The sequence below is a fragment of the Pseudomonas sp. S11P7 genome (assembly GCF_023195435.1).
Taxonomy (GTDB): Bacteria; Pseudomonadota; Gammaproteobacteria; order Pseudomonadales; family Pseudomonadaceae; genus Aquipseudomonas; species Aquipseudomonas fluorescens_G.
Genome location: NZ_JALPKS020000002.1, coordinates 1,058,072 through 1,079,858 on the forward strand (window position 1 = coordinate 1,058,072; position 21,787 = coordinate 1,079,858).

21 protein-coding genes are annotated in these 21,787 nt (G+C 61.6%); 18 read left to right on the forward strand and 3 right to left on the reverse strand.

What is annotated here, in order from left to right:
* Window positions 1–245 precede the first annotated feature (245 nt).
* The gene (locus M0746_RS04905) at window positions 246–764 is read right to left on the reverse strand and encodes a DUF2062 domain-containing protein (RefSeq protein ID WP_258448368.1); all 519 of its coding nucleotides are present in this window, start codon (window positions 762–764) and stop codon (window positions 246–248) included.
* 136 nt (window positions 765–900) lie between these two features.
* Between M0746_RS04905 and M0746_RS04910 the strand changes: the two genes are divergently transcribed.
* From M0746_RS04910 to M0746_RS04965, 12 genes are all read left to right on the forward strand, one after another.
* Complete coding sequence (locus tag M0746_RS04910) at window positions 901–3,135, forward strand: DNA internalization-related competence protein ComEC/Rec2 (protein WP_258448369.1); 2,235 nt, start codon at window positions 901–903, stop codon at window positions 3,133–3,135.
* Window positions 3,136–3,236: 101 nt separating this feature from the next.
* On the forward strand, window positions 3,237–3,872 hold the full coding sequence (locus tag M0746_RS04915) for a MotA/TolQ/ExbB proton channel family protein (RefSeq protein WP_167359904.1): 636 nt from the start codon (window positions 3,237–3,239) through the stop codon (window positions 3,870–3,872).
* Entirely contained in the window at window positions 3,869–4,297 is a 429-nt protein-coding gene (locus tag M0746_RS04920) for an ExbD/TolR family protein (protein ID WP_090285229.1), read from the forward strand. The genes M0746_RS04915 and M0746_RS04920 overlap by 4 nt, the downstream gene beginning before the upstream one ends.
* Window positions 4,297–5,307: a tetraacyldisaccharide 4'-kinase gene (lpxK, locus tag M0746_RS04925; RefSeq protein WP_208940191.1), complete on the forward strand. Its 1,011-nt coding sequence runs from the start codon at window positions 4,297–4,299 to the stop codon at window positions 5,305–5,307. The genes M0746_RS04920 and lpxK overlap by 1 nt, the downstream gene beginning before the upstream one ends.
* A gap of 24 nt (window positions 5,308–5,331) precedes the next feature.
* On the forward strand, window positions 5,332–5,517 hold the full coding sequence (locus M0746_RS04930; protein ID WP_003179363.1) for a Trm112 family protein: 186 nt from the start codon (window positions 5,332–5,334) through the stop codon (window positions 5,515–5,517).
* Window positions 5,514–6,278, forward strand: coding sequence for a 3-deoxy-manno-octulosonate cytidylyltransferase (kdsB, locus tag M0746_RS04935; protein WP_258448370.1), 765 nt, complete (start codon window positions 5,514–5,516; stop codon window positions 6,276–6,278). Before M0746_RS04930 ends, kdsB begins: the two co-directional genes overlap by 4 nt.
* Window positions 6,278–6,742, forward strand: coding sequence for a low molecular weight protein-tyrosine-phosphatase (locus M0746_RS04940; protein WP_203419019.1), 465 nt, complete (start codon window positions 6,278–6,280; stop codon window positions 6,740–6,742). Before kdsB ends, M0746_RS04940 begins: the two co-directional genes overlap by 1 nt.
* The gene (murB, locus tag M0746_RS04945) at window positions 6,739–7,758 is read left to right on the forward strand and encodes a UDP-N-acetylmuramate dehydrogenase (RefSeq protein ID WP_258448371.1); all 1,020 of its coding nucleotides are present in this window, start codon (window positions 6,739–6,741) and stop codon (window positions 7,756–7,758) included. Before M0746_RS04940 ends, murB begins: the two co-directional genes overlap by 4 nt.
* A gap of 313 nt (window positions 7,759–8,071) precedes the next feature.
* A complete protein-coding gene (locus M0746_RS04950; RefSeq protein ID WP_208940195.1) occupies window positions 8,072–8,542 on the forward strand; it encodes a (2Fe-2S)-binding protein in 471 nt (156 codons plus the stop codon).
* Window positions 8,539–10,860 carry a xanthine dehydrogenase family protein molybdopterin-binding subunit gene (locus M0746_RS04955; RefSeq protein ID WP_258448372.1) on the forward strand — a complete coding sequence of 774 codons (2,322 nt, stop codon included), beginning with the start codon at window positions 8,539–8,541 and terminating at the stop codon, window positions 10,858–10,860. Before M0746_RS04950 ends, M0746_RS04955 begins: the two co-directional genes overlap by 4 nt.
* Complete coding sequence (locus M0746_RS04960) at window positions 10,860–11,840, forward strand: XdhC family protein (protein ID WP_208940197.1); 981 nt, start codon at window positions 10,860–10,862, stop codon at window positions 11,838–11,840. Before M0746_RS04955 ends, M0746_RS04960 begins: the two co-directional genes overlap by 1 nt.
* Entirely contained in the window at window positions 11,837–12,433 is a 597-nt protein-coding gene (locus M0746_RS04965; protein WP_258448373.1) for a nucleotidyltransferase family protein, read from the forward strand. Before M0746_RS04960 ends, M0746_RS04965 begins: the two co-directional genes overlap by 4 nt.
* Window positions 12,434–12,622: 189 nt before the next feature.
* Here M0746_RS04965 and rne read toward each other — a convergent pair whose 3' ends face one another.
* On the reverse strand, window positions 12,623–15,880 hold the full coding sequence (rne, locus tag M0746_RS04970) for a ribonuclease E (protein WP_258448374.1): 3,258 nt from the start codon (window positions 15,878–15,880) through the stop codon (window positions 12,623–12,625).
* A gap of 698 nt (window positions 15,881–16,578) precedes the next feature.
* Here rne and rluC point away from each other — a divergent pair.
* Genes rluC through sppA form a run of 3 tightly spaced genes read left to right on the forward strand, consistent with a single transcriptional unit; the run spans window position 16,579 to window position 19,197 of the window.
* The gene (gene rluC, locus M0746_RS04975; protein ID WP_187677799.1) at window positions 16,579–17,538 is read left to right on the forward strand and encodes a 23S rRNA pseudouridine(955/2504/2580) synthase RluC; all 960 of its coding nucleotides are present in this window, start codon (window positions 16,579–16,581) and stop codon (window positions 17,536–17,538) included.
* Entirely contained in the window at window positions 17,525–18,187 is a 663-nt protein-coding gene (locus M0746_RS04980; RefSeq protein WP_093099409.1) for an HAD-IA family hydrolase, read from the forward strand. Before rluC ends, M0746_RS04980 begins: the two co-directional genes overlap by 14 nt.
* Before the next feature lie 20 nt (window positions 18,188–18,207).
* Window positions 18,208–19,197 (forward strand): signal peptide peptidase SppA, encoded by a 990-nt coding sequence (gene sppA / locus M0746_RS04985; RefSeq protein ID WP_093099410.1) that lies wholly within the window; start codon window positions 18,208–18,210, stop codon window positions 19,195–19,197.
* 51 nt (window positions 19,198–19,248) lie between these two features.
* Here sppA and M0746_RS04990 read toward each other — a convergent pair whose 3' ends face one another.
* Window positions 19,249–19,827 (reverse strand): Maf family protein, encoded by a 579-nt coding sequence (locus M0746_RS04990; protein WP_258448375.1) that lies wholly within the window; start codon window positions 19,825–19,827, stop codon window positions 19,249–19,251.
* Window positions 19,828–19,932: 105 nt separating this feature from the next.
* Here M0746_RS04990 and M0746_RS04995 point away from each other — a divergent pair, with 105 nt between their 5' ends.
* From M0746_RS04995 to plsX, 3 genes are read left to right on the forward strand one after another with little or no spacing between them, the layout of a single operon-like run.
* Entirely contained in the window at window positions 19,933–20,460 is a 528-nt protein-coding gene (locus M0746_RS04995) for a YceD family protein (RefSeq protein WP_003204262.1), read from the forward strand.
* A gap of 13 nt (window positions 20,461–20,473) precedes the next feature.
* Window positions 20,474–20,656 carry a 50S ribosomal protein L32 gene (gene rpmF / locus M0746_RS05000; protein WP_003179396.1) on the forward strand — a complete coding sequence of 61 codons (183 nt, stop codon included), beginning with the start codon at window positions 20,474–20,476 and terminating at the stop codon, window positions 20,654–20,656.
* 4 nt (window positions 20,657–20,660) lie between these two features.
* Window positions 20,661–21,671 (forward strand): phosphate acyltransferase PlsX, encoded by a 1,011-nt coding sequence (gene plsX, locus M0746_RS05005; RefSeq protein ID WP_258448376.1) that lies wholly within the window; start codon window positions 20,661–20,663, stop codon window positions 21,669–21,671.
* Window positions 21,672–21,787: the final 116 nt, after the last annotated feature.

Genomic DNA, 21,787 nt, shown 5'->3' on the forward strand with positions numbered 1-21,787 from the left:
TTTCGCATTCCCCACGGTCAGTTCCCTCTCCCTCCGGGAGAGGGCTAGGGTGAGGGGCTTTTGATTTTCAGCTGATTTCAAGTCTCAGGCTTCAACGTCGCCGGTGCATCAAAATCAACAGCAGGCGAGCTGATACTCGACCTGAGGGTGGCCGCGGTTTTTTGTGGGAGCTTGCCCGCAAGCGATGGCACCACCCCAAACACTGCAATAAAAAACGGCCTCCCACTGCGGAGGCCGTTTTGCGTTCATTTCAGCCGGCTTTTCTTGCGCCGTGCCCATTGTCGGGCGACCCACCAGCGCCAGTACATCATCACAACACAGTAGGCGAGGGCGCCGAGCACCAGTCCGACCACCACGGATCCGAGCAGAAACGGTTGCCACAGCGTCGACAGTTCGCCGCTGATCCATTCCCAGGACAGTTCGTCCGGCAGGTGTCGCGCGGGCACGTCCATCAACCATGCGCCGGCCTGATAGGTGCAGAAGAATACCGCCGGCATGGTGATCGGGTTGGTCAGCCAGACCAGGCTGACGGCGATCGGCATGTTTCCGCGCACGGTGATTGCCAGTGCGGCGGCGACCAGCATTTGCGCCGGAATGGGCAGGAACGCGGCGAACAGGCCAACCGCCATCGCTCGGGCCACCGAGTGGCGGTTGAGGTGCCAGAGGTTCGGGTCATGCAGCAACTTGCCGAGAAAGCGTAAGGATTTGTGTTCCCTGATGCTCGTCGGGTCGGGCATGTAACGTTTGAATAAGCGCCGGGGCATAAGGCTTCTCGGTCGGTTAAGGCGGCAAGTATGTCTGGATTCTACGAACCGCCCATTCAGACTTTGTGACAATTATTGACGACGCGGGTGCCCGACACCCGCTATGCCTAAGTGCGGGACTCTCAAGGACGGGCTTATGCGCACAGGGATGATGGCGCTGGCAGTCGGTCTGCTGGCCCCGGTTTTCATGCCGGCGTTACCGCCGGTCTGGTTGATGCTGTTGCTGCCGGTGGTGGCGCTGATGCTGCTGCCGTTTCGCAGTTATACATTGGCGTTCGTGCTGTTCGGGTTCGCCTGGTGCAGCTTCGCGGCGCAGTGGGCACTGGATGATCGCTTGGCGCTGAAGCTTGATGGCGAAACCCGCTGGCTCGAGGGACGCGTGGTCGGTCTGCCGCAAAGCAGCGAGGGCGTGGTGCGCTTCGAGTTGGCTGAGGCGCGGTCGCGGCACGAAAAACTGCCGGCGCGGATGCGTCTGGCCTGGTACGCCGGGCCTGCAGTCAATAGTGGCGAGCGTTGGCGTCTGGCAGTGAAACTGAAACGCCCGCGTGGCTTGCGCAATCCTGATGCCTTCGATTTCGAAGCCTGGTTGTTGGCACAACGCATCGGCGCAACTGGAACGATCAAGGATGGTCAGCGCCTGAGCGAGGCGCGCTGGGCCTGGCGTGACAGCATTCGACAGCGTTTGCTGGGGGTGGATGCGCAAGGCCGCAGCGGTGCGTTGGCGGCGCTGGTGCTGGGCGATGGATCGGGGCTGAGTCGTGAGGACTGGCAGATCCTCCAGGACACCGGCACCGTGCACTTGCTGGTGATTTCCGGGCAGCACATCGGCCTGCTGGCAGCGGTCATGTACCTGTTGGTCGCCGGGCTGGCGCGGTACGGACTGTGGCCGCTGCGCTGGCCGTGGTTGCCGTGGGCCTGTGGCCTGGCCTTCGCGTCGGCGCTGGGCTATGGCTTGCTCGCCGGGTTCGATGTGCCGGTGCAGCGGGCCTGCGTGATGGTCGGGCTGGTGTTGTTATGGCGTCTGCGTTTTCGCCATCTCGGGGCGTGGTGGCCGCTGTTGCTGGCGTTCAATGGCGTGTTGTTGCTCGACCCGCTGGCCAGTCTGCGTCCGGGTTTCTGGCTGTCGTTCGCGGCGGTGGCGGTGTTGATCTTTACCTTCGGCGGTCGTCTCGGTGCGTGGCGCTGGTGGCAGACCTGGACGCGCGCGCAATGGCTGATCGCGATCGGCCTGTGCCCGGTGCTGCTGGCGTTGAGTCTGCCGATCAGCGTGAGCGGGCCGTGGGCCAATCTGCTCGCGGTCCCTTGGGTCAGTCTGGTGGTGTTGCCGCCAGCGTTGCTCGGGACGCTGCTGGTGCCGGTGCCGTATGTCGGCGAAGGCTTGCTGTGGCTGGCGGGTGGCTTGATCGATTGGCTGTTTCGCGGGCTCGCGGTGATTGCCGGTCTGTGGCCCGCGTGGATTCCCGGCTCGCTGCCCGCCGGGATCTGGCTGCTCGGCAGCCTCGGCGCGATGCTGCTGTTGTTGCCGCGCGGTGTGCCGCTGCGTCCGCTGGGCTGGCCGTTGTTGTTATTGCTGGCGCTGCCGCCGCGCGAGCGACTGGCAGAAGGCCTTGCCGACGTCTGGCAACTGGACGTGGGGCAAGGTCTGGCGATCCTGATCCGCACCCGGCACCACGCGTTGCTGTACGACGCCGGGCCGCGCTTTGGTGAGTTCGATATTGGCGAACGCGTGGTCTTGCCCGCGTTGCGCAAATGGCGCGTGGAAAAACTCGACCTGATGCTGCTCAGCCACGCCGACGCCGATCATGCCGGTGGAGCGCTGGCGGTCTCCCGTGGTCTGCCGATCGATCGCGTGATCAGTGGTGATCCTGAGGGATTACCTCAACTGTTGAACGCCGCTGCCTGTGAGTCCGGACAGCAATGGCAGTGGGACGGGGTCAGTTTTCAGCTCTGGCAATGGGCAGACGCCCACGACAGCAATCAACGCTCTTGCGTGTTGCAGATCGAGGCCAACGGCGAGCGTCTGTTGTTGACCGGTGATATCGACAGTCACGCCGAACGGGTCCTGCTCGAAGGGCCGCTGGCGGTGCCGACGCAATGGCTGCAAGCTCCGCATCACGGCAGCCGCAGCTCATCGTCGATGGCGTTGCTCAAGGCACTGCAGCCGCACTCGGTACTGATTTCTCGCGGTCACGGCAATTCCTTCGGTCATCCGCATCCGACCGTAATGGCGCGCTACCGCAAACAGCGCCTGCGCATCTACGACAGCGCCGAACACGGCGCCATCCATTTGCAATTGGGCACCTTCCAGCCCGCGCAAACCATGCTTCACCAACGGCGGTTCTGGCGTGATCCGCCGGCACTGGCCCGCTGATCGGCGCGTGGGCGACTGTGGCGTTACGGTCGTCGGGGCGGCGGGTCTTAATCGGCAATCGGTATGGTAAAGTGGCGCACTTTTTCGAGGGGACTGTCACTGTGTGGGAATTGGTCAAATCCGGCGGCTGGATGATGTTGCCGATCATTCTGAGTTCCATCGCGGCCATGGCGATTGTCGCCGAGCGCCTGTGGACCCTGCGCGCCAGCCGCGTCACCCCCGAGCATCTGCTTGGCCAGGTGTGGGTCTGGATCAAGGACAAACAACTGAACAAGGAAAAGCTCAAGGAGTTGCGCGCCAACTCGCCACTGGGTGAAATCCTTGCTGCTGGCCTGGCCAATTCCAAGCATGGTCGCGAGATCATGAAAGAATGCATCGAAGAGGCCGCCGCCCGTGTCATTCATGAGCTGGAGCGCTACATCAATGCGCTCGGGACCATCGCTGCGATGGCGCCGCTGCTCGGTCTGCTCGGCACTGTGCTGGGCATGATCGACATTTTCAGCGCGTTCACCGGGACGGGCATGACCACCAATGCCTCGGTCCTCGCCGGCGGTATTTCAAAAGCGCTGATCACCACGGCAGCGGGCCTGATGGTCGGTATTCCGGCGGTGTTCTTCCACCGTTTCCTGCAGCGCCGCATTGATGAACTGGTGGTTGGCATGGAGCAGGAAGCGATCAAACTGGTGGAAGTGGTGCAGGGCGACCGTGACGTCGATCTGGCCGAGGGCAAAGCGTGAAATTCCGTCGCAAGCCCCGGGAAACCGTGGACATCAACCTCGCGTCGCTGATTGACGTGGTGTTCATCCTGTTGCTGTTTTTTGTGGTGACCACCACGTTCACCCGCGAAACCCAGCTGCGCGTCGATCTGCCAGAAGCGGTCAGCGGTTCGCCGGCCGAGGATCAGCAGGTCAAGCAACTGGATATCGCGATCAGCGCCGAAGGTGTTTTTTCGGTGAACAACAAGGTCCTGCCGAAAAACGATCTGGCGACCCTGATGGATGCCATGCAGAAAGAAGCCAACGGCGACACCAGCATGCCGTTGTCGATCAGTGCGGACGGCAAGGCCCAGCACCAATCCGTGATCACCGCCATGGACGCGGCCGGCAAGCTCGGTTTCAGCCATCTGCGCATGACCACGGTCGAGGCGGCGCCCAAATCCTGATGAGCCTGTCCGATCGCTTGCTCGCTGCGTGGTATGCGGGGCACCCGGCCCTGACGCTGTTGCGACCGCTGGAAATGCTCTATCGCCGAGTGGTGGTCAACAAGCGCCAGCGCTTTCTCGACGGCGAAGGCGAGATCTACCAGCCGCCCGTGCCGTTGATCGTGGTCGGCAACATCACTGTGGGCGGTACCGGCAAGACGCCGATGATCCTCTGGCTGATCGACCACTGTCGCCAGCGCGGTTTGCGCGTCGGCGTGGTCAGCCGGGGTTACGGGGCCAAACCGGCGCAACTGCCGTGGCGCGTCGAGGCCGATCAAACAGCTGATATTGCCGGCGATGAACCGCTGCTGATCGTCCAGCGCACCGGCGTGCCGCTGATGATCGATCCCGATCGCAGCGCCGCCGTCAAAGCCCTGCTCGCCAGCGAACCGCTGGACCTGATCCTCTCCGACGACGGCATGCAGCATTACCGCTTGGGCCGCGATCTTGAACTGGTGCTGATTGACGCGGCACGTGGCCTTGGCAATAAACGCTGCCTGCCGGCGGGTCCCTTGCGCGAGCCGGTCGAGCGCCTGCAAAGCGTCGACGGCGTGCTGTTCAACGGCGCCAGCGAGGATCGCCAAGACGGTTTTGCCTTTCAACTGCAACCCACCGCACTGATCAACCTGCGCAGCGGCGAGCGCCAGCCGCTCGAACATTTTGCGCCCGGTCAGGCGCTGCATGCCGTGGCCGGGATCGGCAATCCGCAACGTTTCTTCAATACGCTCGAAGCGCTAGACTGGCGCGCAATCCCCCATGCATTTGCCGACCACGCCGAGTACAGCGTGCAGGCCTTGAATTTCACCCCGTCATTGCCGTTGGTGATGACCGAAAAGGACGCGGTGAAGTGCCGCGCCTTTGCTGCTGCCGACTGGTGGTATCTGGCAGTCGATGCGTTGCCGTCACCGGCCTTCGTGGCCTGGTTCGACACGCAACTGATACGTCTGCTGCCCGGTCGGCTTTTGCCTTGACTGTTTATTTATCTGGGAATGCTCATGGACACCAAATTGCTCGACATCCTCGCCTGCCCTGTGTGCAAAGGTCCGCTCAAGCTCAGTGCTGACAAGACCGAATTGATCAGCAAGGGCGCTGGCCTCGCGTACCCGATCCGCGACGGCATCCCGGTGATGCTCGAGAGCGAAGCCCGCACCCTGACCACCGACGAGCGTCTGGATAAATGAGCACAGCCTTCACCGTTGTGATTCCCTCGCGTTATGCCTCAACGCGTCTGCCGGGCAAGCCGCTGCTGGATATTGCCGGCAAGCCGATGATCCAGCACGTCTGGGAGCAGGCGAGCAAAAGCAGCGCCACGCGTGTGGTGGTGGCGACTGACGATGCGCGCATTGTCGAGGCGTGCAAGGGCTTTGGCGCCGAAGTGGTGCTGACCCGTGAAGATCACAATTCCGGCACTGATCGTCTGGCCGAAGTCGCCGCCAAGCTGGGCCTCGAGTCTGACGCGATCGTGGTCAATGTGCAGGGCGACGAGCCGCTGATTCCGCCCAGCGTGATCGATCAGGTCGCGGCCAACCTTGCCGCCCACACCGAGGCGCGCATGGCCACTCTGGCCGAGCCGATCGAAGACGTGGAAACCCTGTTCAACCCCAATGTGGTCAAGGTCGCCAGCGACATCAATGGCCTGGCGCTGACCTTCAGTCGCGCCACCTTGCCATGGGCCCGCGATGCGTTCGCCAAAAGCCGCGAGCAATTGCCTGAAGGCGTGCCGTACCGTCGCCACATCGGTATCTACGCCTACCGCGCCGGGTTCCTCCAGGACTTCGTCAACTGGGGCCCGTGCTGGCTGGAAAACACCGAATCCCTCGAGCAACTCCGCGCCCTGTGGCACGGCGTGCGCATTCACGTCGCCGACGCGTTGATCGCGCCGCCGACCGGTGTCGACACCGTCGAAGACCTCGAACGCGTTCGTCGCCTGCTGGGGGCCTGATGCGCGTTCTGTTCGTGTGCCTGGGCAACATTTGCCGTTCGCCCACCGCTGAAGGGGTTTTGCGTCACAAGCTGCGTGCAGCGGGGCTGGCGGATCAGGTCGAAGTGGCCTCGGCCGGTACCGGTGACTGGCACGTTGGCAACCCGCCAGACAAGCGCAGCCAGGCTGCAGCGAAAGTGCGCGGTTATGATTTGTCGCTACAGCGTGCGCAGCAGGTCAGTCGCGCCGACTTCGCCAGCTACGACCTGATTCTGGCCATGGACAACAGCAACCTGCGCAACCTCAAGGCGTTGCAACCGTCCACTGGCAAGGCGGAGCTGGATCTGTTCCTGCGCCGTTATGCCGGGCTGGTCGATGAAGTGCCCGATCCGTATTACGACGGCGATCAAGGCTTCGAGCAGGTGCTGGATCTGATCGAAGCAGCCTGTGACCAACTGTTGATCGAAGTGAAGGGGCGCTTATGAGTCTGCCGGTGCAAGCGCAGGTTTCCCTGAAACCGTTCAACAGTTTTGGCGTCGACGTGCGTGCGCAACTGTTCGCCGAGGCCCACAGCGACGACGATGTCCGCGAGGCGCTGGCCTACGCCACGGCGCACGACGTGCCGCTGCTGGTGATCGGCGGCGGCAGCAATCTGCTGCTGACGGCGGATATTGCCGCGCTGGTCTTGCGCATGGCGACGCGGGGTATCCGCGTACTCAGCGATGACGGCAGCCGCGTGGTCATCGAAGCTGAGGCCGGCGAGCCGTGGCATCCGTTTGTTCTGCATACGCTGGCGTTGGGTTTTTCCGGTCTGGAAAACCTCAGCCTGATCCCGGGCACGGTCGGCGCTGCGCCGATGCAAAACATCGGCGCCTATGGCGTTGAAATCAAGGACGTGTTCGCCGGCCTCACTGCGCTGGATCGGCAGACCGGCGAATTGCGCGATTTCAGCCTCGAAGAATGCAACTTCGCTTACCGCGACAGCCTGTTCAAGCAGCAGCCGGGACGCTGGCTGATTCTGCGCGTGCGCTTCAAACTTGATCGCGGCGCGCAGCTGCATCTGGAATACGGCCCGGTGCGCCAGCGCCTGACCGAACAGGGCATCGAGCAACCGACGCCGAGCGACGTCAGCCGCGCGATCTGCAGCATTCGCAGCGAAAAATTGCCGGATCCGGCGCTGCTTGGCAATGCCGGCAGCTTCTTCAAGAATCCGCTGGTGTCCGCTGCACAAGTCGCGCAAATCAAGCAGGAACATCCCGACGTTGTGGCGTATGCGCAGGCAGACGGGCAAATGAAGCTCGCCGCTGGCTGGCTGATCGAACGCGCCGGCTGGAAAGGCTTTCGCGACGGTGATGCCGGCGTGCACAAATTGCAGGCGCTGGTGCTGGTCAACTACGGCACCGCCACCGGTCTGCAACTGCTGAGTCTGGCGCAGCGTATCCAGAAAGACATTGCCGAGCGGTTCAATGTCGAGCTGGAAATGGAGCCCAATCGGTATTGAGGCAGCCTAGAGCTTCAAGCTTCAAGCTTCAAGCTACAATCTGTTCAGTTAGTCAGCTACTGCTTTTGCTTGCAGCTTGTAGCTAAAAGCTTGCAGCTAAAAAGCCCTGTATCAGCAGGGCTTTTTTGTTAATGCTGGGTTAACTTAGTCAGCTAACGATACCAACCATTTGCTCCACCAAAGGCCCGGTGCAGACGTTCTGCTCAGCACAAGAGAGCCTGATTAGCCTGAGTCGATCTGCGCGAACCCACCGCTGATTTTCCGGCGGCAGATTGCTCGACCCGATAACCACGAAAAATATGCGGGCGTGCCCATGATTACCCTGAAACTCAACGGTCAAGACCATTCCCTCGACGTCACCGAAGACATGCCGCTGCTCTGGGCGATTCGCGATGTCGCCGGTTACAACGGCACCAAGTTCGGCTGCGGCATGGGCCTGTGCGGCGCGTGCACCATTCATATCGATGGCGCCCCCGCGCGCAGTTGCATCACCCCGATCGGCTCGGTGATCGGGCAGAACGTCACTACCATCGATAACCTGCACGCCGACCCGATCGGCAAAGTGGTCCAGCAAGCCTGGCTCGACAGCGCAGTGGCGCAGTGTGGTTACTGCCAGGGCGGGCAGATCATGTCGGCGACGGCTTTGTTGAAAACCAACCCGAACCCGAGCGATGCGCAAATCGAAGAAGCCATGGTCGGCAACATTTGCCGTTGCGGCACGTATAACCGGATCAAGACTGCGATCCGCCAGGCCTCCACTCACCTGAAGGAGGCCAAGGCATGAGCCGCCTGCCGAACGATTTCGCCCTGAGCAACCTCAGTCGCCGTGGTTTTCTCAAAGGCGTCGGCGCCACTGGTGCGCTGGTGCTGGCCGCGAGTTGGGGCTGGCAGGACGCGCTGGCCGAAGACAAGCCCAAACAGTTTGGCGCCGACGGCATGCCCAATGGCTGGATCGACGATCCGAAAGTCTATGTGAGCATTGCTGCCGACGGCACCGTCACCGTGGTCTGCAACCGTTCGGAAATGGGCCAGGGCGTGCGAACCAGTCTTGCCATGGTGGTTGCCGATGAACTGGAAGCCGATTGGGCGCGGGTCAAGGTGCAGCAGGCGCCGGGCGATGAAGTGCGCTTCGGCAACCAGGACACCGACGGCTCACGCAGCATGCGCCACTGGTACGAGCCGATGCGCCGTTGCGGCGCGGCCGCGCGGACCATGCTCGAGCAGGCTGCGGCGGCGCAGTGGCAAGTGCCGGTCGGTGAATGCCACGCGCAGTTGCATAAAATCATCCACAAGCCATCCGGCCGTGAGCTGGGCTATGGCGAACTGGCCGCGGCCGCCAGTGCCTTGGCCGTACCGGCGCGTGACACCCTGCGCCTCAAGCAGCCGGCGGAATTTCGCTACATCGGCAAGGAAGGCAATAAGGCCATCGACGGTGACGACATCGTCAACGGGCGTGCGGTCTACGGCGCCGACGTACATTTCGACGGCATGCTCTACGCCACCATTGCGCGCCCGGCGGTGTACGGCGGCAAGGTCAAGTCGCTGGATGACAGCGCCGCGCTGAAGGTGCCGGGCGTACTCAAGGTGATCCAGATCGAACCTCGTCCGTTGCCATCGGAATTTCAGCCATTGGGTGGCGTGGCCGTCGTCGCCAGCAATACCTGGGCGGCGATCAAGGGCCGCGAAGCGCTGAAGATCGAATGGGACGACGGCCCGAATGCCAGCTATGACTCCGTCGCCTACCGCAAGGAGCTGGAAGCAGCGTCGTTGAAGCCCGGCAAAGTGGTGCGTAACACCGGCGATATCGACAAGGCGTTGAGCGGCGCGGCCAGCACTCTGGAAGCGTCTTACTACCTGCCGCACCTGGCGCAGGCACCGATGGAGCCGATGGTCGCCATTGCGCGTTTCGACAAAGGTCTCTGCGAAGCCTGGGCGCCGAGTCAGGCCCCGCAAGTGACCCGCGAGCGCATCGCCGAACGTCTTGGCGTGCCGTTCGACAATGTCACCTTCAATGTCACCTTGCTCGGCGGCGGTTTCGGTCGCAAGTCCAAACCGGACTTTGTTGTTGAAGCAGCGATCCTCGCCAAGGAATTTCCCGGCAAGGCTGTGCGCGTGCAGTGGACACGCGAAGACGACATCCACAATTCGTATTTCCACACCGTGTCGGCCGAATACCTCAAGGCCGGCGTCGGCAAGGACGGCATGCCGTCTGGCTGGTTGCACCGCACTGTAGCGCCGAGCATCACCGCATTGTTCGCCCCGGACATGAACCATGAAGCGGCTTTCGAGCTGGGCATGGGCTTCACCAACATGGCCTACGCGATTCCCAACGTGCGTCTGGAAAACCCCGAAGCCAAGGTGCACACGCGGGTGGGCTGGTATCGCTCGGTGTCGAACATTCCCCATGGTTTCGCGATCCAGAGTTTCGTCGACGAGTTGGCGCACAAGGCCGGCGAAGATCCGCTGAAGTATCAGATCAAACTGCTCGGCGCCGATCGCCAGATCGACCCGCGCACCTTGAGCGAAGAGTGGAACTACGGCGAGTCACCCGAGCGCTATCCGATCGATACCGGACGCATGCGCACCGTGCTGGAAACCGCAGCGAAGGCAGCCGGTTGGGGGCGCAAGCTGCCCAAGGGCCGCGGTCTTGGCCTGGCAGTGCACTACAGCTTCGTCACTTATGTGGCGGCGGTGATTGAAGTCGAGGTCAAGGACGACGGCACGCTGATCGTGCACAAGGCCGATATTGCTGTGGATTGCGGACCGCAGATCAACCCCGAGCGCATCCGCTCGCAGTTCGAAGGCGCCTGCGTGATGGGCCTGGGCAACGCGGTACTGGGTGAAATCAGCTTCAAGGACGGCAAGGTCCAGCAGGACAACTTCCATATGTATGAAGTGGCGCGCATGTCGCTGGCGCCGAAAGAAGTCGCCGTGCATCTGGTCACGCCGCCGGGCGATGTACCGTTGGGTGGCGTCGGTGAGCCAGGCGTACCGCCGATTGCGCCAGCGCTGTGCAACGCAATCTTCGCCGCCACCGGCAAACGTATCCGCAACTTGCCCGTGCGTTATCAGTTGCAGGATTGGCAGAAGGCGCAGGCGTAATGGACAGCGTCGATCTGAACGTCCTGCGCAGCGTCCTTGAATGGCGCCGCGCCGGGCAGCGAGTGGTGCTGTTCAGCGTGGTGCAGACCTGGGGCACTGCACCCCGGTCGCCTGGTGCCATGCTCGCCTTGCGCGAGGATGGCGTGGTGATCGGTTCGGTGTCGGGCGGTTGCGTCGAGGATGACCTGATTGCCCGCCTGCACGACGGCCGTATCGCCAGCGATGGCCCGCCGGTGCAGTTGATTACCTACGGCGTGACCCGTGAGGAGGCGGCGCGTTTCGGTTTGCCCTGTGGCGGCACCCTGCGCCTGACCGAGGAGCGCGTTGGCGACCCGGCGTGGGTCGAAGAACTGCTCGCCCGTTGCGAAGATCACCAGATCGTCGCTCGCGAACTGAGCATCGAAACCGGCGAAGTGACGCTTGTGCCCGCCAGTAAAAGCGATTCGCTGGTGTTCGATGGCAAGACCTTGCGCGCCATTTATGGCCCGCGCTGGCGCCTGCTGCTGATCGGCGCCGGGCAGTTGTCGCGTTACGTGGCGGACATGGCGCGCCTGCTGGATTTCGAAGTGTTGATTTGCGATCCACGCACCGAGTTTGTCTATGGCTGGGAAGAGCAGCACGGGCGGTTTGTATCGGGCATGCCGGATGACGCAGTACTGAGCATTCAGACCGACGAGCGCACCGCGATTGTTGCGCTGACCCACGATCCGCGTCTGGATGACATGGCGCTGCTGACGGCGCTGGATTCGCCGGCATTTTACGTCGGCGCGCTGGGCTCGCGGGTCAACAGTCAGAAACGCCGCGAGAATCTGGCTCAGCTAGGCTTGTCGCAAGCGGCGATTGATCGCTTGCACGGGCCTATCGGTCTGCACATCGGTAGTCACTCGCCGGCAGAGATTGCCTTGTCGCTGCTCGCGGAGATCGTCGCGATCAAGAACGGCGTGGAGTTAAAGCAGAAAAAACCGCTGGAGGGCGCATGAGCCGATCCATCGCAGTGATTGTATTGGCAGCGGGCGAGGGCAGTCGTTTTCGCCAGATTGCCGGTCCCGACAAGGACAAATTGCTCGCTGACTGCACCGGGCGCGATGGCGCGGTGCGCTCGGTGATCGAGCAGGTGCTGGTGAGCTTGCCAGCGGAACTCGATAAGCGCGTATTGGTAACGACCGAGGCGCGGCCGCAGGCGATGCGCATGGCCCAGGCTTATGGTTGTGACGTTGTTTCGATCGAGTCGACCGGCATGGGCGACAGTATTGCCGCAGGTGTCGCTGCGTGTGCCGATGCGGATGGCTGGTTGATCGTGCTCGGGGATATGCCGTTCATCCTCTCGTCGAGTATTGAGCAAGTGGTCGCGGCGATGGCTGACGATGCGGTGAGCGTGCCGGTGCTGGGTGGTGAGTTCGGCCATCCGGTGGGTTTTGGCCGTTCGTTTGGCCCGGCGTTGTCCGGATTGTCCGGTGATCGCGGTGCCAAACCGCTGTTTGGGCTGGGCAGGGTGGTTGAGGTGGTGGTGAATGACCCTGGCGTGCTGTGGGATGTCGACGTGCCTGAGGCGCTGGTCTTCACACATTCCTGAACCATGCATGGACCCCTGTAGGAGTGAGCCTGCTCGCGATAGCGGTGGTTCAGCTAAATATCTGTCGCCTGACACTCCGCTATCGCGAGCAGGCTCACTCCTACAAGGGACGGTGTTCAGGCATAAATTAAAGGCATAAAAAAGCCCCGCCAGGCTTACACCGGGCGGGGCTTTTTAACGGCTTGGGAATTACACGAGAGGTTTCGGCTCGTGCTCTTTTTCCTCGGCCTCTTCGCGTTGCTCGACCGCGTCCTGAACGGAGCGTGGTGCCTCGGCGATCACCGCTTCAACCGATGCTTCTTCGGCAACCGGGGCAGGTGCTGCCTCGATCACTTCGGCAGCAGCGGCGGGTTCGGCAACCACAGGCGCCGCAGCGGCGGCCAGTTCGGCTTCCTTCTGCAGACGCTCGGCTTCACGCTTGCGACGACGCACTTCACGCGGATCGTTCGGTGCGCGACCGTTTGGCGTCAGGGCGCTGACCGGAGCCGGAGCTTCAACCACCGGGGCTGGCGCTTCGACGACGGCAGGGGCCTCGACAACCGGCGCTTCAACCACTGGCGCCGGGGCCGGCTCGGCGGCCGCGACCACTGGCTCGGAAACCATAGCCTCTGCAACTTCTGCTTCAGCGACTGGCGCTGGTGCTTCGGTCTTCGCAGGCTCGGCAGTCCAGTTGAAGGCAGTCTGCTCTTCGCGAACTTCACGCACGGTTTCGGTTACGGATTCAGCGACGGTTTCAGTTGCTGGTTCACTGATTACAACTGGCGCTTCAACAACAGCTTCTGGTTCCGCGACCGCTTCAACCTGAGGCTGAGCTTCGCGGACCGGTGTCACTTCGACTTCCGGAGCAGCAATCACTTCCACCGGGGTGTTAGCTTCGACAACCGGCGCTTCGACTGGAGCAGTTTCCAGTGTGGCGGCGGTAGCGCGTTCAGCCTGCTCGTGCGCCTGTGCTTCGGCCGGAGCGCTGATCGCGCTGCTGGCAACGGCGGCGGTGACGGCCAGGCCAGCGGCCAGATCGGCAGTGCTTGGCTCGCCAGCGTTTTCGTTGGATTCGGATTCTTCCGAACCTTCGATCACATTGCCGTTGGCATCACGCTGACGCTCACGACGGTTGCTGCGACGACGCTGACCGCGCGAGCGACGACGTGGACGATCGCCTTCGGCGCCGTCCTGACCGTCTTCCGGCAGCTGCTCTTCGTTGCTGATGACTTCTTCTTCGGCGACGGCAGCAGCGGCCTGTTCGGCGCGTGGCTGACGCTCTTCACGCGGCGGACGCGGGGCGCGTTCCTCGCGTGGCTGGCGGGCCGGACGCTCTTCAGCGGTGACGGCGGCGGCAGCGGCTACCGCTGGAGCGGCGTCCAGTGGCTCACGCAGTTCACGTACGCGTTCTTCACGCTCGCCGCGAGGCTTGCGGTCTTCACGCGGCGCACGCGGAGCACGTTCTTCACGCGGTGCACGTGGCGCGCGTTCTTCACGGGCGGCCGGCGCTTCGCTGCGGGCTTCACGAGGCTCGCGCACTTCGCGGGCTTCACGCGGCTGACGCTCTTCACGCGGCTCACGTGGGGCGCGTTCTTCACGCGGTGCACGTTCTTCGCGCGGCTTGCGTTCTTCATCGCGGCGACCGTTACGGTTGCGGCTCTGCTGACGACCGTTGCGACGCTCTTCGTTGCGCGCCGGACGTTCGGCAGCCGGTTTTTCCACGGCGACCGGAGCGGCAGGCTCTTCCTTGGTAGCGAACAGGCTGACCAGCGATTTCACCAGACCCTTGAACAGGCTTGGCTCTGGCGCGGCCACCGGGGCCGGAGCAGGGGCGGCTGGAGCGACTTCGGTCGGCACCGGCGCGTTGGCGCGGGCCGGGGCCGTCTTGACCGCAGCTTCCTGGCGAACCAGGGTGCGGGTCGCAGCGGCTGGCTGGACTTCTTCGACTTCGGCAGCGGCGGCAGCGATTTCGTAGCTGGACTGGTTGGTCGCGGCTTCCGGGCTGTCGTCACGCAGACGCTGAACTTCGAAGTGCGGCGTTTCCAGGTGATCGTTCGGCAGAATGACGATACGGGCACGGGTACGCAGTTCGATCTTGGTGATCGAGTTGCGTTTTTCGTTGAGCAGGAACGCAGCAACCGGGATCGGCACCTGAGCGCGGACTTCGGCGGTGCGGTCTTTCAGGGCTTCTTCTTCGATCAGGCGCAGGATCGCCAGCGACAGCGATTCAACGTCACGGATGATGCCGGTGCCGTTGCAACGCGGGCAGACGATGCCGCTGCTTTCGCCCAGCGATGGACGCAGGCGCTGACGGGACATTTCCAGCAGGCCGAAGCGCGAGATGCGGCCGATCTGCACGCGGGCACGGTCGGCTTCCAGGCATTCGCGGACTTTTTCTTCCACGGCGCGCTGGTTTTTGGCCGGGGTCATGTCGATGAAGTCGATGACGATCAGACCGCCGATGTCGCGCAGGCGCAACTGACGGGCGATTTCTTCGGCGGCTTCAAGGTTGGTCTGCAGGGCGGTTTCTTCGATGTCGCTGCCTTTGGTGGCGCGTGCCGAGTTGATGTCGATGGACACCAGGGCTTCGGTCGGATCGATGACGATGGAGCCGCCGGAAGGCAATTCGACGACGCGCTGGAAGGCGGTCTCGATCTGGCTTTCGATCTGGAAACGGTTGAACAGCGGAACGCTGTCTTCGTACAGCTTGATCTTGCTGGCGTACTGCGGCATCACCTGGCGGATGAAGGTCAGGGCTTCGTCCTGGGCTTCAACGCTGTCGATCAGCACTTCGCCGATGTCCTGGCGCAGGTAGTCGCGGATCGCGCGGATGATCACGTTGCTTTCCTGATAGATCAGGAACGGCGCGGAGCGATCCAGCGAGGCTTCTTTGATGGCGGTCCACAGTTGCAGCAGGTAATCGAGGTCCCACTGCATTTCTTCGCTGCTGCGGCCCAGGCCTGCAGTGCGCACGATCAGACCCATGTCGGCCGGAGCAACCAGACCGTTCAGCGCTTCACGCAGTTCGTTGCGCTCTTCGCCTTCGATGCGACGGGAGATACCGCCGGCACGCGGGTTGTTCGGCATCAGCACGAGGTAACGGCCGGCCAGGCTGATGAAGGTGGTCAGGGCCGCGCCCTTGTTGCCACGTTCTTCTTTTTCGACCTGAACGATGACTTCCTGGCCTTCGCTCAGGACGTCCTTGATGTTGACGCGGCCTTCGGGGGCTTTCTTGAAGTATTCGCGGGAGATTTCTTTGAGGGGCAGGAAGCCGTGGCGCTCGGAGCCGAAATCGACAAAGGCAGCCTCAAGGCTTGGTTCGATGCGAGTGATACGGCCTTTATAGATGTTGGCCTTCTTCTGCTCGCGTGCACCGGATTCGATGTCCAGGTCGTAGAGGCGCTGGCCATCTACCAGTGCAACACGCAACTCTTCGGGTTGAGTTGCGTTAATCAGCATTCTTTTCATGTAGTACCGTCGGTTTCCGGGCTGCCGGAAACGGCGTTCGGCACACACGACTTCTCACGGTCGGTGTCAGGTGCGTCGGGAGTGGTTGGCCATTCCCGTGTCCAGCGATGTCAGGCCAATTGGGCCGATACCGCGACGTACGCGTCCTGCTTGCTGTGGCTACTTAAGCACTCAGTCAGGAGGAGGAATCAACCAGCGGCTGTGGACGAGATGAAGCGTCTTGTAAAAGCTTGTTGCTACACAGTCCGGCGGTTGTGCATCTCCACCCTACACGTATCCCTGATAATTCGGGTGCTGCCGCGCGCAGAATCCGCAGCGGGTTGGCATTTACCGTGAGCTCCGAAAGGGGAGGTCACGCATCATGGCTAATTCAGGCGATGTTTCCGGAACAATCGCTCGGGGTCATTCGCAGCTGACTGCACTTTGTGAACTGGCCTCGAATGTCGCCTGCCGGGCGAGTCAGAACTCTGCCCGGCGGTGTAATTCAGGCCTCATGTCACCTGCGCTCGTTACAACCGCAAACTCCACCGTTACGTAGCGAAAGCCCCGTAGGACGGCCTCGCGCCCTGGTGAATTGCGTTGGTCAGGGCCGGTCTTTGACCGTGGTTCCGCTGTCCAGGCCGCTTTTGGCGGCGTTCGCGACTATAGCAGCAATGATTAAGTGCTTCAATTCCATAAAAATTGTTATCATCCGCGGCATGACAACTACTGCCCCTTCGACTCCAGGCGTTCAACTGCTTGAAGTCTCGCCGGAGTATGCCGGCCAACGAATCGACAATTTTCTCCTCGCCCGGCTCAAAGGCGTGCCCAAGACCTTGATTTACCGCATTTTGCGCAAAGGCGAAGTGCGTGTGAACAAGGGCCGGATCAAGCCCGAATACAAGCTGCAGGCCGGCGATATCGTGCGCGTGCCGCCGGTTCGCGTGCCTGAGCGCGACGAGCCGGTGCCGCTGGCTCAGGGTCTGCTGCAGCGTCTCGAGGCATCGATCGTCTACGAAGACAAGGCCCTGATCGTGATCAACAAGCCCGCAGGCATTGCCGTTCACGGTGGCAGCGGCTTGAATTTCGGCGTGATCGAAGCCTTTCGTCAGTTGCGTCCCGATGCGAAAGAGCTGGAACTGGTTCATCGTCTTGACCGCGACACGTCCGGCCTGCTGATGATTGCCAAGAAGCGCAGCATGCTGCGTCACCTGCACGAAAAACTGCGCGGCGACGGCGTCGACAAGCGCTATATGGCGCTGGTGCGCGGTAACTGGGCCACTTCAATCAAGCAGGTCAGTGCGCCGTTGCTCAAAAGCAATCTGCGTTCCGGCGAGCGCATGGTTGAAGTCAACGATGAAGGCAAGGAAGCCCTGACCGTGTTCAAGGTCCTGCGCCGCTTCGGTGATTTCGCGACCATGGTCGAGGCCAAGCCGGTCACCGGTCGTACGCACCAGATTCGCGTGCATACCTTGCACGCCGGGCATTGCATCGCCGGCGACAGCAAGTATGGCGACGATGATTTCACCAAGGAAATTCGCGATCTGGGCGGCAAACGCCTGTTTCTGCATGCCTACATGCTGACCGTGCCGCTGCCCGATGGCGGCAAGCTGACCTTGCAAGCCCCGGTCGATGAAATGTGGGCCAAGACTGTGGAGCGCCTGAGTGCAGCACCCTGATTACAAATTGTTGATTTTCGACTGGGACGGCACGCTGGCCGATTCCATTCACCGGATTGTCGAGGCCATGCACTCGGCGTCCGGGCGTTCCGGCTTCGAGCTGCGCGATGATTTCGCGGTCAAGGGCATTATCGGTCTGGGTTTGCCAGAAGCGATTCGCACCTTGTACCCGGAAATCAGCGATGCCGAAATGACCGCGTTTCGCGAGTACTACGCCGATCACTACATCGCTGCTGAAGCCGTGCCTTCGCCGTTGTTCGAGGGGGTCATCGAATCGATGGCGTCGTTTCGCGAGCAGGGTTATCACCTCGCGGTGGCGACCGGCAAGAATCGCCGCGGGCTCGATCGGGTGCTCAAGGCCAATGGCTGGGAAGATTATTTCGACATTACCCGCGCCGCCGATGAAACCGCCAGCAAACCGCACCCTCTGATGCTGGAGCAGATCCTTGCTCATTGTGGTGTTCGTGCCGAACAGGCGCTGATGGTGGGTGATTCGTCCTTCGATCTGCTGATGGCGCGCAACGCGGGGATGGGGTCGGTGGCCGTCAGTTATGGCGCGCAGTCGATCGAATCGCTGCAACAGTTCGAGCCGTTGCTGTCGATCGACCGGTTTTCTGAATTGCATGCCTGGCTGGGGCAGCAGGCTTAATACGTTTTTGGGGTGATGGCATGACCGACGAATGGAAAGCACCGGCCAAGGCAAGTGCCGACGACGGTGACGCGAAAAGCTGGAAGCTTTTGGAAAAAACCTTGCTGGCTGGCGTGCAGGAACAGCGTCGCTCGCGGCGCTGGGGGATCTTCTTCAAGCTGCTGACGTTTGTTTATCTGTTTGTTGCGTTGCTGCTGTTCACGCCACTGATGGACATGGAAAAGAGCGCAACGCGCGGCCCGAACTACACGGCGCTGATCGAAATTGACGGTGTGATCGCGGATAAAGAACCGGCGAGTGCCGACAATATCGTCGGCAGCCTGCGCGCTGCGTTTGAAGATAAAAAGGTCAAGGGCGTGATCCTGCGCATCAACAGCCCGGGCGGCAGTCCGGTGCAGTCGGGTTATGTCTATGACGAAATCAAACGGTTACGTGGCCTGCACCCGGAGATCAAGTTGTATGCGGTGATTTCCGATCTCGGTGCGTCCGGTGCCTACTACATCGCGAGCGCGGCCGATCAGATCTACGCCGACAAGGCCAGTCTGGTCGGTTCGATTGGTGTAACGGCAGCCGGTTACGGCTTTGTCGGTACCATGGAAAAGCTCGGCGTCGAGCGTCGCACCTACACGTCGGGCGAGCACAAGGCGTTCCTTGATCCGTTCCAGCCGCAGAAACCCGAAGAAACGGCGTTCTGGCAGAGTGTGCTGGACACCACGCACAAGCAGTTCATCAACAGCGTCAAGCAGGGGCGTGGCGATCGCTTGAAGGACAAGGAGCATCCGGAGCTGTTCTCCGGGCTGGTCTGGTCAGGTGAGCAAGCGCTGCCGCTGGGTCTGATCGACGGCCTGGGCAGTGCCAGTTCGGTAGCGCGTGACGTGATTGGCGAGAAGGAGTTGGTGGACTTCACGGTCCAGGAATCGCCGTTCGACCGCTTCTCGAAAAAGCTCGGCGCCAGTGTGGCCGAGCAGTTGGCGATGTGGATGGGTTTCCACGGGCCGTCGTTGCGATAAGCCTTCGCTGTATAAAAAAACCGGCCTTTCAATGGCCGGTTTTTTTCTGGGTCAGGGAATCTGTACGCCTTCAGCCAGTAGCATGTCGATCAGGCGAATCAGCGGCAGGCCGATCAGGCTGGTGGCGTCCGGGCCTTCGGTGGACTGGAACAAGCTGACGCCGAGACCTTCAGCCTTGAAGCTGCCGGCGCAGTCGTAAGGCTGCTCGGTGCGCAGATAGCGCTCGATGCGCGCTGGGTCGAGCTTGCGCATGTGTACGGTAAATGGCATGCAGTCGACCTGGCAGTGGCCGGTCTGGCTGTTGAGCAGGGCCAGGCCGGTCAGGAAGGTCACGCTCGCGCCGCTGGCCGCCATCAATTGCTCGCGGGCCTTTTCGAAGGTGTGTGGCTTGCCGATGATCTGTTCGCCAAGTATCGCCACCTGGTCCGAGCCGATGATCAAATGGCCAGGATGGCTGTCAGCCAGTGCTCTCGCTTTTTGTTCGGCGAGGCGTTTGACCAGCTCAATGGCCGGCTCGCCCGGGCGGTGGCTTTCGTCGATATCCGGCGAGCTGCAGACGAACGGCAAGTGCAGGCGAGCGAGCAATTCGCGTCGATAGGTCGAGCTTGAAGCAAGTAATAAAGGCAGCATGGGCGTCTCCTCAGGCAGGTGCGGATTCTAGCGGAGGCACGCAAGTGACGGACAGGGCACAATTTCCTTTGACATGGGTGGGTGCATCCCTATAATGCTGCGCCTATGTTGAATGACCCGATTCCACCTCACGTTGACCCGCGCAAATTGGCTGACCGTGGCACCACCCTTCAAGGTGAACTGCTGCTGGCCGATTTGAAGAGACTCTGCGACCCGCTTTCCGACGATGTCGGTACGGTGCAGGCCAAATTCGTTTTTGAACGAGATGAACGTAAATCTGTGGTAATCCACAGCTTTATCGACACCGAAGTCAAAATGGTTTGCCAGCGTTGTCTTGAGCTGGTCACCCTGCCGATCCACAGCGAATGCAGTTACGCCGTGGTGAAGGAGGGTGCGAATACCCAGTCGTTGCCGAAAGGTTATGACGTGCTGGAACTGGGCGAAGATCCATTGGATCTGCAGTCACTGATCGAGGAGGAGCTTTTGCTCGCCTTGCCCATTGTGCCTGCTCATCATCCGGAAGAATGCCAGCAGCCGGCGGGAGCAGATGAGCCCGAACCGAGCGAGGACGAGGTAACGCGGTCCAACCCGTTCAGTGTATTGGCGCAGTTAAAGCGTGACCCAAACGTTTAGGAGTTAATCAATTATGGCTGTTCAGCAGAACAAAAAATCCCGCTCTGCCCGTGACATGCGCCGTTCGCACGACGCTCTCGAGGCTAGCACCCTGTCTGTAGAAAAAACCACCGGTGAAGTTCACCTGCGTCACCACGTATCGCCAGAAGGCGTATACCGTGGCCGTAAAGTGATCGACAAGGGCGCTGACGAGTAATCACTTGTCCGCTCAAGTCATCGCGATTGACGCAATGGGCGGGGACTTCGGTCCCCGCAGCATTGTTCAGGCCAGCCTTGCTTGCCTGTCTGCTACGCCCTCGCTGCACCTGACCCTCGTCGGTCAACCCTCCCTTCTTGAAGAACTGATCAACGGCCAATCGGCTGCCGATCGCGCGCGCCTGACGATTGTGCCGGCCAGCGAACTCATCACCATGGACGAAAAGCCGACCCAGGCTCTGCGTGGCAAGCCGGACTCGTCGATGCGTGTCGCTCTTGAGTTGTTGCGTGATGGCAAGGTTCAGGCCTGCGTCAGCGCTGGCAATACCGGTGCGTTGATGGCGTTGTCGCGGTTTGTGCTGAAGACCTTGCCGGGCATCGATCGCCCGGCGATGGTGGCCGCGATCCCGACGCAAACTGGCTATTGTCAGTTGCTCGATCTGGGCGCCAACGTCGATTGCAGCGCCGAACATCTGTTGCAGTTCGCCGTCATGGGCTCGGTGGCGGCGCAGACGCTGGGTATTCATCGTCCGCGCGTGGCCTTGCTGAACATCGGTACCGAAGACATCAAGGGCAATCAGCAGGTCAAGCTGGCGGCAACGCTGTTGCAGGCGGCGCGTGGCATCAACTACATCGGCTTCATCGAAGGCGACGGTTTGTACCGTGGCGAGGCGGATGTGGTGGTGTGCGACGGTTTCGTCGGTAACATTCTGCTCAAATCCAGCGAAGGCCTGGCGACGATGATCGCTGCGCGCATTGAAGCGTTATTCAAGAAGAATCTTGCCTCGCGGGCGGTAGGCGCGCTGGCGCTGCCGCTGATGAAGCGCCTGCAGGCCGATCTGGCGCCGGCGCGACATAACGGCGCAAGCTTTCTCGGCTTGCAGGGCATCGTGGTGAAAAGTCACGGGTCGGCCGGCGTTCAAGGCTTTCAGAGTGCGATTTCCCGGGCGCTGATCGAGATCCAGGAGAACTTGCCCGAGCGCCTCCACGGTCGTCTGGAGGACCTGTTGTCTTAGGCGTTTTCGTCGGACAATGCTTAAATGTGACCGCCCGGTTCAAAGGGCCATCCAAACTGTCAGTTTCTGGCGTCCCGAGCGGGGCGTTATTTTCCGACGACAAGATCATTAGGGGC